Annotated in this window: 16 protein-coding genes and 1 pseudogene; 10 read left to right on the top strand and 7 right to left on the bottom strand. The window is 60.8% G+C overall.

The annotated features are described in order from the left end of the window. Positions 1-12 precede the first annotated feature (12 nt). Both EFD55_RS03970 and rpsU read right to left on the bottom strand, forming a co-directional pair. Positions 13-207 (bottom strand): hypothetical protein, encoded by a 195-nt coding sequence (locus EFD55_RS03970; RefSeq protein WP_125843194.1) that lies wholly within the window; start codon positions 205-207, stop codon positions 13-15. A gap of 58 nt (positions 208-265) precedes the next feature. After that, positions 266-498, bottom strand: a pseudogene (gene rpsU / locus EFD55_RS03965) (30S ribosomal protein S21). A 621-nt stretch (positions 499-1,119) separates the two neighbouring features. Between rpsU and rapA2 the strand changes: the two are divergent. The 3 genes from rapA2 to EFD55_RS03950 all read left to right on the top strand — a co-directional run bounded on the left by rapA2 (position 1,120) and on the right by EFD55_RS03950 (position 2,691). Beyond that, on the top strand, positions 1,120-1,833 hold the full coding sequence (rapA2, locus tag EFD55_RS03960; RefSeq protein WP_125843192.1) for a calcium-binding lectin RapA2: 714 nt from the start codon (positions 1,120-1,122) through the stop codon (positions 1,831-1,833). Positions 1,834-2,124: 291 nt separating this feature from the next. Beyond that, on the top strand, positions 2,125-2,361 hold the full coding sequence (locus EFD55_RS03955; RefSeq protein WP_125843190.1) for a BrnA antitoxin family protein: 237 nt from the start codon (positions 2,125-2,127) through the stop codon (positions 2,359-2,361). 141 nt (positions 2,362-2,502) lie between these two features. Then, a complete protein-coding gene (locus EFD55_RS03950; protein ID WP_064841742.1) occupies positions 2,503-2,691 on the top strand; it encodes a hypothetical protein in 189 nt (62 codons plus the stop codon). 33 nt (positions 2,692-2,724) lie between these two features. Here EFD55_RS03950 and tkt read toward each other — a convergent pair whose 3' ends face one another. Continuing rightward, positions 2,725-4,761 carry a transketolase gene (gene tkt / locus EFD55_RS03945; protein WP_125843188.1) on the bottom strand — a complete coding sequence of 679 codons (2,037 nt, stop codon included), beginning with the start codon at positions 4,759-4,761 and terminating at the stop codon, positions 2,725-2,727. 513 nt (positions 4,762-5,274) lie between these two features. On the opposite strand from tkt, the gene EFD55_RS03935 reads away from it, so the two are divergent. The 5 genes from EFD55_RS03935 to EFD55_RS03920 all read left to right on the top strand — a co-directional run bounded on the left by EFD55_RS03935 (position 5,275) and on the right by EFD55_RS03920 (position 10,830). Then, the gene (locus tag EFD55_RS03935; protein WP_125843184.1) at positions 5,275-6,765 is read left to right on the top strand and encodes a DUF4153 domain-containing protein; all 1,491 of its coding nucleotides are present in this window, start codon (positions 5,275-5,277) and stop codon (positions 6,763-6,765) included. 47 nt (positions 6,766-6,812) lie between these two features. Further along, positions 6,813-7,517: a response regulator transcription factor gene (locus EFD55_RS03930; protein WP_125843182.1), complete on the top strand. Its 705-nt coding sequence runs from the start codon at positions 6,813-6,815 to the stop codon at positions 7,515-7,517. Continuing rightward, on the top strand, positions 7,517-8,539 hold the full coding sequence (locus EFD55_RS03925; RefSeq protein WP_125843180.1) for a HAMP domain-containing sensor histidine kinase: 1,023 nt from the start codon (positions 7,517-7,519) through the stop codon (positions 8,537-8,539). The genes EFD55_RS03930 and EFD55_RS03925 overlap by 1 nt, the downstream gene beginning before the upstream one ends. Positions 8,540-8,749: 210 nt before the next feature. Next, positions 8,750-8,917 (top strand): hypothetical protein, encoded by a 168-nt coding sequence (locus tag EFD55_RS33030; RefSeq protein WP_165504784.1) that lies wholly within the window; start codon positions 8,750-8,752, stop codon positions 8,915-8,917. 23 nt (positions 8,918-8,940) lie between these two features. After that, entirely contained in the window at positions 8,941-10,830 is a 1,890-nt protein-coding gene (locus tag EFD55_RS03920; RefSeq protein ID WP_125843178.1) for a bifunctional sugar phosphate isomerase/epimerase/4-hydroxyphenylpyruvate dioxygenase family protein, read from the top strand. A gap of 9 nt (positions 10,831-10,839) precedes the next feature. Here the strand turns inward: EFD55_RS03920 and EFD55_RS03915 are convergent, their stop codons facing one another. The 4 genes from EFD55_RS03915 to EFD55_RS03900 form a co-directional block, all read right to left on the bottom strand. Further along, the gene (locus tag EFD55_RS03915; RefSeq protein WP_125843422.1) at positions 10,840-11,850 is read right to left on the bottom strand and encodes a LacI family DNA-binding transcriptional regulator; all 1,011 of its coding nucleotides are present in this window, start codon (positions 11,848-11,850) and stop codon (positions 10,840-10,842) included. A 119-nt stretch (positions 11,851-11,969) separates the two neighbouring features. Next, positions 11,970-12,980 carry a zinc-dependent alcohol dehydrogenase family protein gene (locus EFD55_RS03910; RefSeq protein ID WP_125843176.1) on the bottom strand — a complete coding sequence of 337 codons (1,011 nt, stop codon included), beginning with the start codon at positions 12,978-12,980 and terminating at the stop codon, positions 11,970-11,972. Between the two features lie 35 nt (positions 12,981-13,015). Beyond that, the gene (locus EFD55_RS03905) at positions 13,016-13,786 is read right to left on the bottom strand and encodes an L-iditol 2-dehydrogenase (protein ID WP_125843174.1); all 771 of its coding nucleotides are present in this window, start codon (positions 13,784-13,786) and stop codon (positions 13,016-13,018) included. A 136-nt stretch (positions 13,787-13,922) separates the two neighbouring features. Further along, entirely contained in the window at positions 13,923-15,236 is a 1,314-nt protein-coding gene (locus tag EFD55_RS03900) for an ABC transporter substrate-binding protein (protein WP_164737511.1), read from the bottom strand. Positions 15,237-15,566: 330 nt separating this feature from the next. On the opposite strand from EFD55_RS03900, the gene EFD55_RS03895 reads away from it, so the two are divergent. Together EFD55_RS03895 and EFD55_RS03890 are read left to right on the top strand one after the other, a co-directional pair. Continuing rightward, a complete protein-coding gene (locus EFD55_RS03895) occupies positions 15,567-16,550 on the top strand; it encodes a tagatose kinase (protein WP_125843172.1) in 984 nt (327 codons plus the stop codon). 3 nt (positions 16,551-16,553) lie between these two features. After that, complete coding sequence (locus tag EFD55_RS03890; protein WP_125843170.1) at positions 16,554-17,822, top strand: D-tagatose-bisphosphate aldolase, class II, non-catalytic subunit; 1,269 nt, start codon at positions 16,554-16,556, stop codon at positions 17,820-17,822. The last annotated feature ends 8 nt before the right edge of the window (positions 17,823-17,830 follow it).

The following is a 17,830-nucleotide window of genomic DNA, read 5'->3' as shown; positions in this document are numbered from 1 at the left end:
TCATGGTCGCCCTCAATGGACGCTCGGGGTTTTCATGACCACTGCGAAGTCTTCGGCGACCAGTTCGCTGACCGCGATGAGGATCTCTTCCCGGGAAAAGCCGGATGTCAGGGCGCGTTGGATCAGATCCTGCAGATCCGGCTCCACGACATCGCGGCAATCTTCCAGGCGTTCCTCCGAGACGGTGAGGCTGTTCAGTTCGTCCATTGTCTGTCCTTTCCGGATATAACCACCGAGGCCTGGGAGGCCTCCCAGGCAGGAGCGGCTAGCGGGCAGCCGTGCGCTTGCTCCCGGCAGGCAGGCCCTCGCGCTGCATCTTCTTGCGGGCAGCCTTGCGCTGCCGGCTGATCGCCTGCGCCTTTTCCCTGACGCGACGTTCGGATGGTTTCTCGTAGGCGCGCCGTTCCTTCATTTCGCGGAAAGGCCTTCGCGCTGCATTTTCTTTTTCAAAACCCTGAGGGCCTGATCGACGTTGTTGTCTCTGACGAGTACCTGCATTTCAAGTTCTCCTTATTGAGTGGTGGTGTGATGATCGCCGTTCAGCCGAGCTGCTCGACAATCAGCGCCTGCAATTCGCGCCAGGTGAGAAGGCAGGGAGACGGCGTCCAGCTCCCGGCGGGGCGGCGAACTCGTCACCTTCACGCGGTTTGGCCGCCGCAACCGCGGTGACTTTTTTTGGGTCGTTCAAAAAAATCCTTCGCCGGCCATGGCCGGGTTATCGCTTGTGTGTGGGATTGCTTATCGCGCAGCGTATGGCGCGATGCGCAAGCGTGTCGCCTACAAGCCATACGGCTTCGGTCCCGCTTCGATCGGTCGCAGCTGTAAAATAAGTCTCGGAGACCGCGATTGCAACGGGCGAACCCGTTGCGTCACAAAACTCCACCGGAGGTATCCGTCTCTAGCATTTTACTCAAGTTATCCGCGTATTAGTTCGCCAATTTTTCTTCAAATTTGCGTGAAAATGGAATTATTCCATCGGAAATGAAGCAACGGGAAAATCGGCGGCGAAATTAACCTTCTGGTAAATAGGTTATTGACTTATAGTATTAATCAGTTGTTAAAGGAGCCGCTCGCTAAGGTCAAAATTGACCCGTCGATAAACAATTTTAGGAGAGAGCAATGGCTTCGCCGATACACGCAACTGATGATAGTGCAACATTTAACGAAACTGACGTAATTTCCGGAAATCTGCTTTCCAACGATTCTTCCGACAACGGCCACCTGTACCTGCGCGCCTTCGACGGCGAAAGCGTTGGTGCCAAGCAGGGCAACAGCCAGGTCACCGAGATCCATGGCGACTTCGGCACCTTCTTCGTCAAGCCGGACGGCAGCTATACCTACGTTCTCAGCGACGCTGCCAAGATCGGCTTCACCAACGGTGAAACGCTGACCGAACGTGTCACCTACAAGATCTCCGACGGCGCCGGCCACACCGACGTCGGCGTGTTCTCCCTGAACATCAAGGGCGTAACCCAGGTCAAGCCGGTGGCTGTCGATGACCACTTCAGCTTCTCCGAAGGCGACGTCATGGGTGGCAACGTTCTCAGCAACGACATTAAGGGCGACAACGGCAAGCTCTTCCTCCGTCAGTTCGACGGCACGAACGTCAGCGCCAAGAGCGGCCTCGACGCCGTTACCGACATCGCTGGCGACCATGGCATCTTCCACGTCAAGCCGAATGGTGAATTCACCTACACGCTGACGGAAGACCTGACTGCCGGCCAGCAGGTCACGGAAAACGTCCAGTACTACAAGATCTCCGACGGCGAAGGCCACACGGATGTCGGCGTCCTGACGCTCAACATCACCGGCACCGACGCTCACCTCGTTTAAACAGCGGCTGAGTTCATGAACAAACGACGCCCGCCGCATAATCGGCGGGCGTTTTCATATGTGCGCGTGTCTTGATGCAAGGCGCGGCAAGGTGCGGTTACATCTGAGCGGAAGTAAAACCCCTAGCCGGACAGCTTGCAGCGATGGCTAAACCGTTCGAATCCTCATAGGATGCCTGACGCAACCCATAAGCCGCGAATGCTTGGGGTGTTTCGACGGAGACGAAGCAACCGGTATTCACGCACCAACGCGATACAATGTGGCGACAACACCCCGCCTTTGGAGATGTCTATGTCCCGACCACCGCGCCGGCCGCTCAATCCACTTGACGCTGCGGAAGCACTGTTCAAACCGGCGAAGAAGATCGCCGTGCCCGCTGCCGTCGAACGGCCGGTGTTGCCCAACGCAAAGGAACTCGTCTCGCTGAAGCTCGACAGCGACGTGCTCGCCTATTTCCAGGCCGATGGCCCGGGCTGGCAAGACCGCATGAACCATATCTTGCGCGTGGCGATGATCGACAAAGCCTGACAGCATCCGTGCCATCCAATAGTCCGGTATCCCCGTTGCAGCGGAGTGACGACGTCTTTCTTCGGTTGTGCAAATAGCATTTTTTAGCTAATTCTTATAAATGCCATGGGGGCGTAGTCTTGGCATTTGGAGGAGACGCCGTTGACCGAACACATCGAACCCAAACAAATCGAAACAGACGATCTGACAAAAGTCTGGTCCGTAACGGAGTTCTGCGCTCGTCACCGTATAGACGCAGAGGAACAAGCGCTGCTGCTCAAACTTTTCGGGCCATTCGCGACCGCCTGCGAACTGCTCCACAACGCCAAGCGAGCGCCAAGATTTAGGTAATCGGCGCTCGGCCTGGTTGCCTGCTTTGGATCGCTAGGATTGTTTTCCGGTCGCTTCGCGTCCAGCGCGTATCACGGCGTCTGTCGTGATATCGAACTTGTTGTAAACGTCGTCGATTTTGCCGGATGCTCCGAATTCATGCATGCCGACAAACACGCCGTCCACACCGAGATAACGGTCCCAGGAATCCTGCACGGCAGCTTCGACGGCGACTCTCGCTCGCGTCTCACCCAACACCGATCTCTTGTAGGCGGCATCCTGCTTCTCGAACAGCAGCCTGCACGGCATCGAAATCACGGCAGTGCGGATCCCCTCGTTCTGCAGCACCGAGCGGGCTTCAACCGCCAGATGCAGTTCCGAGCCGGAGGCAAGAATCGTCAGCTGCCGCTCGCCGCCTTCGGCTTCCTGAAGGACGTAGGCTCCCCTTGCCGAGCGGTTCTCGTCCGTCGGGTCGCGGCGTAAAAGCGGCATCGGCTGGCGAGACAGGGCAATCAGCGCCGCCTGCCGCGGCGTATCCATGATCGCCTCCCAGCACTCGGCCGTTTCGATCGGGTCGCCCGGACGATAGACGGCGAGGCGAGGAATGGCGCGCAGTGCACTCAGGTGTTCGATCGGCTGGTGTGTAGGCCCGTCCTCGCCCAATCCGATCGAGTCATGCGTCATCACGAAAATCGAACGGACCTCCATGATCGTTGCGAGCCGGATCGCCGGGCGGCAATAGTCGGAAAAGGTCAGGAACGTCCCGCCATAGGGAACAAGCCCCCCATGCAGCGCCAAGCCGTTCATCGCCGCCGCCATGCCGTGCTCGCGGACGCCATAGTGAATATAGGAGCCACCATATTCCCCAGGCTTGATCTCGACCTGGTTCTTGGCCTTGGTGTTGTTCGAGGGCGTCAGATCCGCCGACCCGCCAAGCAGCTCAGGGATCGCATCGAAGAGATGGTTGAGCACGATGCCGCTCGCCTGTCGGGTGGCGAGGTCCTTTTCGGAGCCTAAGAGTTCCTGCTTTGCCGCAGCGATGGCGGCGCGCCAGCCGGACGGAAGCTCTCCCTTCATCCGTCGTTGAAAATCGTCTCGCTTCTCCGGCGAAGCGGTCTGGAGACGGATCGCCCAGGCCATCCGCGCCGACTCGCCTTTGGCGCCGATCTTCCGCCAATCGCTCAGAAGCGTTTGCGGTATTTCGAAGGGAGGCGATGTCCAGCCGAGGATCTTGCGGGCGCCGGCGATCTCGTCCTCTCCGGGCGCGTCGCTATGGGCCTTCTGCGTTCCCGCCCTTGTGGGGAAACCGAAGCCGATGATGGTTTTGCAGGCAATCATCGACGGCCGATCCGTCACCTTCTGCGCCTCGATGATCGCAGCGCGGATCGCATCGGTATCGTGCCCATCGATCTGCTGGACGTGCCAGTTCGCCGCGCGGAAACGTGCCGGATGGTCATCGGATTCGGCAAGACTTGTCGCGCCGTCGATCGAGATCGAGTTGTCGTCCCAGAAGGCGATGAGCTTGCCGAGCTTCAGATGTCCGGCAAGGGATATCGCCTCGTGGCTGATGCCTTCCATCAGGCAGCCGTCGCCCAGGAAGACATAGGTGTGGTGGTTGACCAGATTGTCGCCGAACGAGGCGTTCATGATCCGCTCGCCGAGCGCCAGACCAACGGAGTTTGCGATCCCCTGCCCCAGCGGGCCGGTCGTCGTTTCGATGCCCGTGGCGTGACGATATTCGGGGTGACCGGCGGTGCGGCTGTCGATCTGGCGGAAGCGTTTGATCTCGTCGATCGTCATGTCCTTGTAGCCCGTCAAATAGAGCAGGCTGTAGAGCAACATCGAGCCATGGCCGTTGGAAATGACGAAACGATCGCGGTCGAACCAATGGGGATCGCCCGCATCGAACTTCAGAAACTCGGAAAAGAGAACCGCCGCGATGTCAGCCATACCCATCGGCATGCCGGGGTGACCGCTCTTTGCCTGTTGAACCGCGTCCATGGAGAGGAAACGGATGCAGTCGGCGAGATCCCGGAGGCGTTGATCCTTGGGAGCTGGGAATGTCTTCGGCGCTTGAGAGGTGTCCGGCATTGGGAGAAACTCCTTGGAGTACCTGGATTGTGAAGGCAGATGTCTGCCCCGTTGTCTCGTTGACCGTGGCCTAAGAGCCCGCCGCGGCGAATTTGACGGGTCCAGGCTGAACCTAGTGCGGAGTTTCCAGTTGTGGATACCATCCGCGTTAAGAAAGACCGATTTCTACGACCTCCTCCGCGCGCCGGCGCCGTCAAGCGGAAAAGAAAAACCTGTCGTGAGGGATGTAGACGACGCCGTCTTCGCACTTCCTAAATGACCTGGCAGGCCAGCGCGATTTTCCTGAATTGCTCCTCACCTTCTGCACAAAATCTGCAATCCGGCGGGGCATTTTCCTGTCATGAGCAAGAACGACACCCCGCCCCGCATCACACCCTCCGCTGTGCCGGATCGCCTCCGCAAGGACGGGTGGTGGCTGATAGAGACGCGCCAGCCTCGGGGGGCCTTTTCCGAGGGGATCTCCGCAAGCATGCGCATCGTGATGGAACGGCGGCATTTACGAGAGGACCAGCAATGGACACAACCGACACCTTGACATCGCCGATGCCCATCAGACGCAATCCCGGCCGAATTCCCGTGCTGCTTGGCATCGTGGCGCTGGCGGATTTTCTGATCTTTGGCCAGGAACCCGGGATAAATCTTTTTCTCTTTGCGCTCGCCATCTGCGCCTGCATTCTGTTCCCGGCCATGAAGAGCCTCTCGCCTTTAACGGCGGCTCTTCTCCTCGGCTTTTCGATCCTGGCGTCGGCGCCTCTGCTGGAAACATCGTCGCCCATGGGCTTTGTTCTTTGCCTCTGCGCCCTGATGTCAGTTGCTCTCACCTGCGCCAGACTTGTACCGCGCAGCCTAACCGAGCTGCCTTCTGTGTTTCTTCGTTTCGCTGTCGTCATTCCATTCCGGCTTGTCGAGGACAGCAAGAGATATTTTGCGACACGGGCCAAACATTCGTCTTCAGCCGAAATCCGCAGAAGCATCGGCCTCTGCGTGATGCCGCTCATTCTCGCATCGGTCTTCCTGCTTCTTTTTGCGGCGGCGAATCCGCTCATCGAGGTCACGCTGCGCAGTATCCGTTTTGACCTTCTGCTGCAGTTTCTTGATCCCTGGCGGATCGGCTTCTGGGTGGTGATATCAGCGGTCGTCTGGGCGATGCTCCGGCCGCGGCTGGCACGCCGCACTGCGAGGTCGCAAGCCAGCAGAGCGCTCCATATCGTGCCGACCAAAAATGCACCGCTCGGCCACGCCTCGCTGCTGCGGTCGCTGCTTCTCTTCAATGCGCTCTTTGCCGTGCAGACGCTTCTCGATCTCGTCTATCTCTGGGGCGGCGCCGATTTGCCCGATCACATGAGCCATGCCGAATATGCTCATCGCGGCGCCTATCCGCTGATTGCGACAGCGCTTCTTGCCGCCGGTTTCGTCCTCCTCGCCATGCGGCCCGATGGCCCCGGCGATAAAAGCCCCCTGATCCGCGGCCTTGTCTACGCATGGATCGGCCAGAACATCCTTCTCTGCCTGTCTTCGATGCTGCGGCTCGAGCTTTACGTCGAGGCCTATTCGCTGACGGAACTGCGTGTTGCCGCTGGTCTCTGGATGGGCATCGTCGCCATCGGCCTTGCCTTGATGCTGCTGCGCATTCTGCTGAACCGATCCAACGAATGGCTGATCGCCACCAACCTCGCTTCCCTCATCGCCGTTCTCTACATCAGCGCCTTCATCGATTTCCCCGCTTTCAGCGCCCGCTTCAATGTCACCCACAGCCGGGAGATCAGCTTCGAAGGCCAGCCGCTTGATATCGATTATCTCTCCTCACTCGGCCCTTCCGCCATTCCCGCACTCGATCTCTATCTCCTCAAGCTGCCGGATCATCTGATGGACCAGAGGACCCAAGCGGTGACAGTTCGGTACTACCTCGCCAGGAATTTTGAGATGCGCCGGCGCGACTGGCGGAGCTGGACTTTCCGGTCTGCGCGACTGGACAGCTATCTCCTTTCTCCCATTGCAAGATAGAACGAGAACGATAACAACAGGTCCGACAAACAACGCAGGACTGGTGGATGGCGCCCCGCATTCTCGTCGTCGATGACGAACCTCACATTCGCGATGTGATCTGCTTCGCCCTCGAACGCGCCGGCATGGCATCGACGGCAGCCCGCAACGGCATCGAGGCGATGGCGGCCTTCCGACGCGGCAACATTGATCTCATCATTCTCGATATCGGCATGCCCGACATGGACGGTCTGGAAGTCTGCCGCCAGATCCGCAAGACTTCGGGCCTTCCGATCCTGTTTCTTTCGGCGCGCGACGAGGAGATCGACAGGGTGTTGGGCCTCGAAATCGGCGGAGACGACTATGTCACCAAACCTTTCAGCCCGCGCGAACTCGTCGCCCGGGTGAAGGCGATCCTGAAGCGCAGCGGCAGTGAAGCAGGCCCTGACAGACGCCATGCCGCTCTGGTTGCCGGCGAACTCAGTTTGGACCGCCGCGGCAGGACGGTCACATTAGGCGAGAGCGCCATCGCGATGACGGCGCTCGAATTTGCCATCCTGGATGCATTGCTGTCACACCGGGACATGGTCTTCAGCCGCGAACAACTGATGGAAGCGGCCTATGGCCCGAACACCTATGTCTCCGACCGGACGATCGACAGCCATATCCGCAACATCAGGGCCAAGTTCGGGGCCGCTGGCGGCTCGGGGGTCATCGCAACCGTTCACGGCATCGGCTTCAAGCTCGGCGGCGAAATCGGAAGGAAGGTCTGATGCCGGCGCCGAAAGTCCGCACGAAGTGGCGGCCGACGCTGGCGCTGATCGTCTTTGCCGTGCTTTTGACCGTCATGATGCTGCCGATCCTGATCGTCATCTGGTTTCGCACCGCCGAGGCGAGTTCGAGCGGAATGGCGCCGACGGAAATCGGCGCCCTCGTCGTCGTCCTCCTGTTGACGCTCGCCGTTGCCTATGTGCTGACGCGCACGATTACCGGGCCTATCGACGCCTTGATCGCCCGCGCGGACGAGATCGCCCGCGGCGGCAAGGCTGCAATCCGGCCGCTCGAAAGTCATGGAACGCGTGAGATCGCGGTGCTGTCGCAAAGCTTCCTCGATCTCGCCGGGAAACTGGTCGATCGCACGGAATATGTCCGCTCCTTTGCCGCCCATGTCTCTCATGAGCTGAAATCGCCGCTGACGGCCATCCGGGGTGCGGCAGAGCTTTTACGCGACGATGACGGCGAGCAGCAGATGACGAAAGCGCAGCGGCTGCATTTTCTCGACAACATCGTCGCCGACGCAGTCCGGCTGGATGCATTGCTGCAGCGGCTGAGGGAGCTTGCGCAAGCCGAAACGCCTTTGACCGAGGGCCAGATCAGCGTCGCAGACATCATATCCTTGCTGCGCGGACAATTCCCTGCCCTCAGGATCTCAGGCGCAGGCGATACTGGATTGTCAGTTGCTCTTCCCCAGGAAGCAGCCGGCATCGTCTTTACCAATCTTGCCGAAAACGCCTTGCAGCACGGCGCCACGCTCCTGGAACTCACAGTGTCGGCCAGTGCCCGAACAGCCGTCATTCTTGTCCGCGACGACGGCAGCGGCATTTCCGAGGCAAACTGCGAGCGCGTCTTCCAGCCGTTCTTCTCGACCCGCCGCGAGCAGGGCGGCACCGGCATGGGGCTCGGCATCGTCCGCGCCATGCTGAGTTCCCACGGCGGCACGATCCGCTTGCTGCAGACGGCAGGCGCCGGCGCCGAATTCGAGATCACGCTGCCCGCCCTATCCGCGCGGGGCTGAGGCGGAGCCTCCCAAAAGGTAACTGCCTCCTTGCCCGTCAGTCTTATTCACGTTGGCGGCATGTTTCAACAGATGTTGCTTGACATACGAACTAGTTAGTACATTCTGAAAGAGCGAACAGCGGAGGAGTCAATCGCGACGGCAATATCTCGGTTATGACGCGCATTCGCGTGTCTGACGACGGTCAGCCGGCAAGGGCAAGGCCACGCTTTGGGAGGAGCGCATGACCCGTATCATCGTTTTTATTTCTTCGTGCTGAAGGTGACGATCGCCCAGCTGCTCGCGGGCATGGTTGTGCTCGGCGCCTTTCGCCTGATCACCGGCAGGGAGCCCGATGTCGGTCGCATGCTTGCGCATTTCAAGACCATGACGGCGTAACGCCTATTGCGAGGACCACTCCGATGAAGACATCGATTGCGACCGTTTCATTGAGCGGCGACCTGCGTGACAAGCTTGAGGCGATCGCCAAGGCAGGTTTCGACGGGGTGGAGATTTTCGAGAACGATTTCCTGATCTTCGACGAGAGCCCTGGGGAAGTCGGCCGCATGGTGCGCGATCTCGGAATGGAGATCACGCTCTTTCAGCCGTTCCGCGATTTCGAAGGCATGCCGGAGCCGCTGCGCGGCCGCACTTTCGACCGAGCGGAGCGCAAGTTCGACCTCATGCAGGAGATGGGCACCGATCTCGTGCTCGTCTGCTCGAACGTTTCGCCGGCTGCCCTCGGCGGTCTCGACCGGGCGGCGGCGGACTTCCATGAGCTCGGTGAGCGCGCCGCCAAGCGCGGCTTGCGCGTCGGTTACGAGGCGCTCGCCTGGGGCCGCCACATCCAGGACCATCGCGACGCCTGGGAAATCGTCCGGCGGGCCGATCATCCGAATATCGGCCTGATCCTCGACAGCTTTCATACGCTGTCGCGCAAGATCGACGTCAACTCGATCCGCTCGATCCCGAAGGAGAAGATCTTCATCATTCAGCTCGCCGATGCGCCGCTCTTCGACATGGATCTGCTCTACTGGAGCCGGCACTTCCGCAACATGCCGGGCGAAGGCGACCTGCCGGTGCTCGATTTCATGAAGGCCGTCGCCGCAACCGGTTATGACGGCTATCTGTCGTTGGAGATTTTCAACGACCAGTTTCGCGGCGGTTCGCCGAGCGCGATCGCCGTCGACGGCCGCCGCTCTCTGATCTATCTCGGCGACCAGGTGAAGCGGCAGCAGCCGGAGAGCGCGCTGCCGGTGCCGGCCATGCCGCCGCGCGCTGCCGTCGAGGGCATCGCCTTCGTCGAATTCACCGCGGATGAGGACGAGGCGCCCGCGCTCGAGGCGCTGTTTGCCAGCCTCGGTTTCCGCAAGGCGGCCAGGCATAAAACCAAGCGCGTCACCGTCTTTCGCCAGGGCGCCATCAATCTCGTCGTCAATACCGAGCAGAAGGGCTTTGCCAGTGCCTCCTATGCCGTTCACGGCACCTCGGCCTATGCCGCCGGCCTGATGGTTGATGATGCCAAGGCTGCGTTGCAGCGCGCCGTCGCGCTCGGGGCGGAACGGTTCGCGCAATCGCTCGATGCCGGCGAGATCGAGATGCCGGCCGTTCGCGGCGTCGGTGGCGGCGTCCTTTATTTCCTCGACCGCAAGACCGAGCTCGGCCGCATCTGGGAGATCGAGTTCGATGCGATCGAGGACGATATCCCTCCGCAGCCGGCTGGGCTGCAATCGATCGACCATATGGCGCAAACGATGAAATACGAGGAGCTTCTGACCTGGCTGTTGTTTTATACGTCGCTCGTCGAGGCGGAGAAGACGCCCATGGTCGATATCGTCGATCCCTCCGGCATCGTCCGTAGCCAGGTGGTCGAGAATGCGGAAGGGTCTCTGCGCATCACGATGAACGGCGCGGAAAACCGCAACACGCTGGCCGGCCGCTTTATCGCCGAAACCTTCGGCTCCGGCATCCAGCATCTCGCCTTCAGGACTGACGACATTTTTGCGACCGCCGCCGCGCTTGCGGCAAACGGTTTCGTCTCGCTTGCGATTTCACCGAATTATTATGACGATCTCGAAGCTCGCTTCGGCCTCGATGCCGAATTTGCCGATCGCCTCAAGGCCAACAACATCCTCTACGATCGCGACGATTACGGCGAATATTTCCAGCTCTACAGCCCGACCTATGGCGAGGGCCTGTTCTTCGAGATCGTCGAGCGGCGCGGTTACCGCGGTTATGGCGCGGCAAACGCCATTTTCAGGATCGCGGCGCTGAGGAAGCACATGCGGCCGACCGGCCTGCCCCGCGCCTGAGGCGCCATATCACGCCGAGGTCCGCAGCATCAATTCGGCATTGAGAAGAATGCGGTCCGCCGGCGCGACCGCCCCTGTGCCCTCGCCGAGCCTGCCGAGCAGCAGCTCGATCGCCAGCCGGCCGATCTCGTTATAGTTCTGTGCGACCGTCGTAATCGGGGGGCAGGCGTAGCGGGACAGAGGATGGTCGTCATGTCCGGCAACGCGCAGATCATAATTGGCGCCGTGGCCGACCTTGAGTCCCTGCTGATAGGCGGCGGCGATGACGCCGAAAGCGACGCGGTCGTTGGCGCAAAGCACGGTGCGCGTCGGGAAACCTTCGCCCGAGGTGAGGATGCGGGTCGCTTCCTCGAAGCCGAAACGCTCGAAATCCCAGGTCTTGCTGTCGGTAAGCCCGACAATCTCAGGCACCATCCGGAACTGCTCCATCGCCTCCACATAGGCCGTCTGGCGCGTCAAGGCGTTGGTGTTGACATGCGGCATGCCGAAATAGCAGGGCGGTTCGCCCGAGCGGCAGAGATAGTCGACGATCAGATTGAAGCTCTGGCGATTGTTGGTGCCGACGAAGGAGGATGTCTCGTCGAGTGGCGAGTCCACGTAGATGAGGGGCACGCTGCGGCCGAGTTCATCGAGCGTCGCATGGTGGGATTCCACACCGAGCGGGGCGATGATCGCGCCGGCGACATTCATGGATTTCAGCGTCTTGATCGCCCGGTCTTCCATCTCCGCCTTCCCGTCCGATGACAGGACGAAGGCCAGGAACCCCGTCTCGTTGGCAATCATCTCGATGCGGCGGGTGAGCGCCATGTAGAAGGGATCGGTGGAATTGGGAATGATGACGCCGAGAATGTTGCTGCGCCGTCGATTGAGGTTGACGGCGAACATATTGGGCCGGAACCCCGATTTCTTCAGGGCCTGCTCGATCGTTTCCCGCGTCTTCTGGCGCACCGACATTGGATCGCTGAAATATTTGGAGACGGTGGGACGCGACAGACCGACGAACTCCGAAAAGTCCTCCATGGTTTTGATCGTCTTTCCCACCATCTGATCTCCTGATCGGTCGCTCCTGACGGTTTCTAGATGACTCATCGCCGAACGAAAAGCGGTTGTCGTTCGGCTACGATGACGATGAGGTCGATCTAGTCGATGGAGAACTGTACCTTCATCGTTGCGGGATCGGCGGACTTCGTGATGATGAAAGGCAAGACCTCGCCGAGCGGCAGGCGATGGGAAACCAGCGCGGCCATCGCGCCTTTGTCTCTTTTCAGGATTGCGAGGGCCTCGGGAATGTTGCGGTTCAGCGAATGGGACCCGGCAAAACGGATCTGGCGCCGGAAGATCTCGAAGGGCGCGATGGAAATGCGCTGATCGGGCGCGCAGACGCCGAAGACGAGAACCGTGCCGCCGTCGGTGACAAAATCGATCATGCTTTCGACGACGCGGGCGATGCCGGTCGCATCGGCGACGAAATCGAAGTCATGGTGGCGGGCGGCAAGCGCCTGAGATCCCGAGACGGCCGTCTCCAGCCCCAGCTTTTCGGCAAAGGCAAGGCGGCCCTCGTTGATGTCGGCAACCGTCACCGACGGAACGCCTTCGGCTTTCAGGGAAAGCGCAAGCAGCAGCCCGATCGGCCCGGCGCCGAAGACCAATGCATTCTCCGTTCCAGCCGGACCGGCCCGCAGGCCGGCGCTGCCGAGGCCGTTCAAGACGCAGGCAAGCGGCTCGGCAAGTGCGGCGAGGTTGAAGTCGAGATCGCCGATCTCATGCAGATGATCGGTCCTGACCAGGCTGTATTCGGCAAACCCGCCGTTCTCCGTCACGCCATAGGCCTTCAGATCACGGCAGAGATTGCTTAACCCCTTGCGGCAGGCTCGGCATTCTCCGCAGGGAAGATTGGGGTCGGCGACGACCTTGGCGCCGACGGCAAGGCCGGAGACATCGCCCGCGACGGCCTCGACCACGCCGGCAAATTCATGGCACGGAACCAGCGGAAAACGGCCTTCGCCATAGCGGCCATGCAGGACGTCGATATCGGTATGACAAAGGCCGGCCGCGCGTACGCGCACAAGCGCATGGCCGGGCCTGACCTCCGGTACCGGCAGCGTCTTGGTAACCGCGACGCCCTTTTCGCTATAGCAGATGGCTTCCATCCCTCTGGCTCCTGGCTTCATGTTTGCGGCTGCGGTCAGCTCATCCAGTTGCCGCCGTCGACATTATAGGTCTGGGCGAGGATGTAGTCGCTGTCGGCGGAAGCGAGGAAGACGGCCAGACCCTTGAGGTCGTCAGGCGTGGCGAAACGGCCGATCGGGACGGATTTGGCGACGGCGGCCTTCTTCTCGCCCGGCTTCAAGCCTTCCCATTTGGCAAAATGGGCATCGACGACATCCCAATGCTCGCCGTCCACGACGCCCGGTGCGATCGCATTGACGTTGATGCCGTATTTGACGAGCGCGAGCGCCGCCGACTGCGTCGCCGAGATGATGGCCGCCTTGGAGGCGCAGTAGAGCAGCACCAGCGCCTCGCCGCGACGACCGGCCTGGCTTGCCATGTTGATGATCTTGCCGCCCCTGCCCCGCTTGATCATGACATTCGAGGCGGCCTTCATCATGAAGAGCGGGCCCTTCAGGTTGATGGAGAAGACCCGGTCGTAACTTTCCTCGGTGATCTCGTTGACAGGCGCCATGTCGAAGATGGCGGCATTGTTGATGAGGATGTCGATACCGCCGAACTCATCGTCGACCGCCTTGACGAGAGTGTCGATGGCCGAGAGATCGGTGACATCGAGCTTCATCGCCTTTGCGGCGGGGCCGATTGCTGCAGCGGATCTCGTTGCCCTTTCGATGTCGATATCGGCGATGACGACCTTGGCGCCTTCCTTGACGAAGGCTTCGGCAAAGCCGAGACCAATGCCGCGCGCACCGCCGGTGATCAGGGCGACCTTGTCTTTCAGTCTCATGTCTTTCTCCAATTCATCAGGCGAAGAAGCCGGAAATGCGTCAATGATGACGGGTCGCTCCAATCAGAAGGTTCCGGCAGCGCCGCTGCCGGAACCTTCCCGGGAGGAACTCGCGGAAAACCGCGAGGATCAGGATTTATTTCGGGTAACCCGCCTTCTTCATGTCGCGTTCGACCTGCTTCTGGGCGCTGTCGAGGGCGGCAGCGACCGTTTGCTGGCCGGACAAGGCGGCGGCGACCTGCTGGCCGACGAGCGTGCCGATGCCCTGGAACTCAGGAATGGCGACGAACTGGACGCCGGTGTAGGGAACCGGATCCTTGGTCGGCTTTGCCGGGTCGGCGGAAAGGATGGCCTTCAGCACGGTATCGGCAAAGGGGGCGGCCTTCTGATATTCCGGAAGCGCGTAGGTCGACTTGCGCGTGCCGGGCGGCACGGCCACCCATCCCTCCGTCTCACCAACCTTCTTGACGTAGTCCTTTGAGGTCGCCCATTTCAGGAAGGATTTGGCGGCGTCGAGCTTCTTCGACGTGGCCGGAATTGCCAGGTTCCAGGACCAAGACCAACTCGATCCGTTTGCCGTGACGGCAATGGGTGCGCGGGTAAAGGCGATCTTGTCGGCGACCTTGCTCTGTTTCGGATCGTAGACGCGGCCGGCGGCCGACGTCGCATCGATCCACATCGCGCAATGGCCGGTTGAAAACAGCGCCTGGTTTTCGTTGAAGCCGTTGGCAGTCGCGCCGGGAGGACCATATTTGGTCATCAGGGCGACATAGTCGGTGATCGCCTTCTTCCAGGGCTCGGAATTGATCTGCGGCTTCCAGTCCATGTCGAACCAGCGCCCACCATAGGCGTTGATCATGGTTCCCAGGAAAGCCATGTTCTCGCCCCAGCCCGGTTTGCCGCGCAGGCAGATGCCGTATTGTTCCTTCGCCTTGTCTGTCAGCTTGGCCGCATATTCCTTGATCTGGTCATAGGTCGGTTCGTCGGGCATCTTGATGCCGGCCGCATCGAAGAGGTCCTTGCGGTAAAGCGTGAATGAGCTTTCGGTATAGAAGGGCACCGCGTAGAGCTTGCCGTCGACGGTCAGCCCGGCCTTGATCGGGGCGAGCAGGTCATCATAGTCATAATCGGCGCCGAGGTCGCCGACGGGAGCCAGCCAACCCTGCTTGCCCCAGATCGGCGCTTCATAACCGCCGATGGTGATGATGTCGTATTGGCCGCTCTTCGTCGCGATGTCGGTCGTGACCTTCTGGCGCAGGACGTTTTCTTCCAGCACCACCCAGTTCACCTTGTTGCCGGTCTCCTTTTCCCATTCCGGCGACAATTTTTGCATGATGATCATGTCGCCATTGTTGACAGTGGCGATCGTCAGCTCCTCGGCGTCCGCCATTCCGGCCGCCAATGCGAGGCAGGCGACGGACGCAGACAGAATGCAAATGATCTTGCTCATGGTCTCCGCTCCTCCTTTACGGATGTTCACGCATAAAATTACATGCGTAAACTTTTATCTGTCATCCCGACGAAGTTTGTCAAGGACGTTTTCACGACCGATTTGGACAGCTTTCCTGTCGTAATTGCAAGTTTGATGCACTTGCCTTGCCAATAACGTTGATATTGCGATGCGGTGCAACGTGAAGATCGGCGCCGCGATGCAACATAAAATTATCACGCGTAAAATTATTCTTGACTGGTTTCGGCAGGCAAGGTACGGCCGGAGAAAGTCGCGTTTTATGAACTGTGCGGAGTGCGGAGGACGCTTTTCGCATAAAGGAGATTGCAGATGCCATTCCCTCTGAGGGCACTTGCGCCGGAAGCGCTTGGCCCAACGGTCACGGTCGGTGAGATCCTGGTAGAGATCATGGCGACGACGGTGGGAGCCGGGTTCCGCGAGCCGCAGGCCCTGACCGGACCTTATCCCAGTGGAGCGCCGGCTATTTTTATCGATCAGGTCGCCCGCATGGGCGGTGCGGCCGGCATCGTCGCCAGCGTCGGCAATGACGATTTCGGCCGGCTGAACGTCGATCGCCTGCGGCAGGACGGCGTCGACGTCTCCGCCATCGCCGTGAGCGAGGACTGGCCGACGGGCAGCGCCTTCGTCCGCTACCGGCCGGATGGTGCTCGCGACTTCGTCTTCAACATCGCCAGATCCGCTGCCGGCCAGGTAGGCCTGACGCCCGCGGCCAAAGACCTTATCGGGCGAGCCGGGCATGTGCACGTCATGGGAACAGCCCTTTCCATTCCCGGCGCCCGCGAGGTGATCCTTTATGCCATCGAAACGGTGCGTGCCCGTGGCGGATCGATCTCCTTCGATCCCAATCTCCGTAAGGAGTTGCTGACGGACGACGGCGCTCTGGACAGCTTCAATCAGGTTCTCGGCGCAGCGGATCTGCTGCTGCCCTCCGGCGAGGAGCTTTTCACCGCCGCCGGGCTGAACGACGAGGTGGCGGCTGTTGCCAGCCTCCTGGAGAGCGGCATAGGCGAGATCGTCCTGAAGCGAGGCGAACAGGGTGCGTCTTTCTTCGGCCGTGACCGTCAGCGCGTCGATTGCGCCGCCTTCGCTGTCGACGAGATCGACCCGACCGGCGCTGGGGACAGTTTCGGCGCGGCCTATCTCACCTGCCGCCGCAAGGGCATGACACCGGATGCCGCGCTCCTTCATGCCAATGCCGCCGGGGCCCGGAACGTGACCCGGCTCGGCCCGATGGAAGGCGTCTCGACCCTTGTCGAACTGGCGGCCTTCATCGCCGAAACCCCGAGGAGATAGTCGATGGATCAGATATTGACCCGTCTTGCCGCCGCGCGGCGCGAAGGAGCGCCCTTCGGCATTACGTCAGTCTGCTCCGCCCATCCCCTCGTCCTCAGGGCCGCCATCCGGCGGGCGGTTCGGGAAGGCGGACCGGTGCTGATCGAGGCGACCTGCAACCAGGTCAACCATCTCGGCGGCTATACCGGCATGACGCCCGAGGCTTTCATCCGCTTCGTCGAGCGCGTGGCCGCCGAGGAAGGGCTCGATCGCTCGCAGATGATCTTCGGCGGCGATCACCTCGGCCCCAATCCGTGGCGGAAGGAAGCGCCGGAGGCGGCGCTTGAGAAAGCCGAAGCTATGGTCGAGGCCTATGTCAAAGCGGGATTCAGCAAGATCCACCTCGATGCCTCGATGGGCTGCGCCGGCGAGCCGGTCGCTCTCGACGACAGGACGACCGCCGAGCGTGCCGCACGACTTGCCGAGGTCAGCGAAAGGGCGGCGAAGGCGATCGGCGCGCCGCTGCCACTCTATATTCTCGGCACCGAGGTTCCGGTGCCGGGCGGCGCCGACCATGCGCTGGAAGAACTCCGACCGACCGCGCCTGAAGCCGCCCGGGCGACAATCGCCATTCATCGCGAAATCTTTTCACGGGCAGGATTCGAGGACGCCTTTTCGCGCGTCATCGCCTTCGTCGTTCAGCCGGGCGTCGAGTTCGGCAGCGAAAACGTCATCGATTACAGACCCGAGCTTGCAACTGAGTTGACCGCGCTTCTTGACGAGGAGCCGCAATTCGTTTTCGAAGCCCATTCCACGGACTACCAGACGCGCGCTGCGCTTACCGGACTTGTGAAAGACGGCTTTCCAATCCTGAAGGTTGGTCCCGGCCTGACCTTTGCGCTGCGCGAGGCAGCCTATGCGCTCGATATGATCGCCTCCGAGATGGTTCCCGGTTACGGCGACAGGCCTCTGGCGGCCGCAATGGAGGCGGTGATGCTGGCCGCACCCGGCGACTGGCAGGCCCACTATCACGGCGACGCCACGGCCCTGCGCCTGCAACGACACTATAGCTACAGCGACCGCATCCGCTATTACTGGAACAGGCCCGAAGCCGACCGGGCTTTCGAGACCATGCTCGGCGCGCTGCGTGGCAAGACAATCCCGGAAACGCTGCTTCACCAATTTCTGCCGCAGATTTCGGCGGCTGAAGCCGGCGATCCCGAGACTATCCTGATCTCAGCGGTCGATCGCGTCCTTGCCGATTACCAGAGCGCCTGCGGCACCCTGTCCTGAGCATCGAC

The sequence above is a fragment of the Rhizobium pisi genome (assembly GCF_003938655.1).
GTDB lineage: Bacteria > Pseudomonadota > Alphaproteobacteria > Rhizobiales > Rhizobiaceae > Rhizobium > Rhizobium pisi.
The sequence above is the reverse complement of the archived record's forward strand: the minus strand, read 5'-3'. Positions and strand labels throughout refer to the sequence as shown.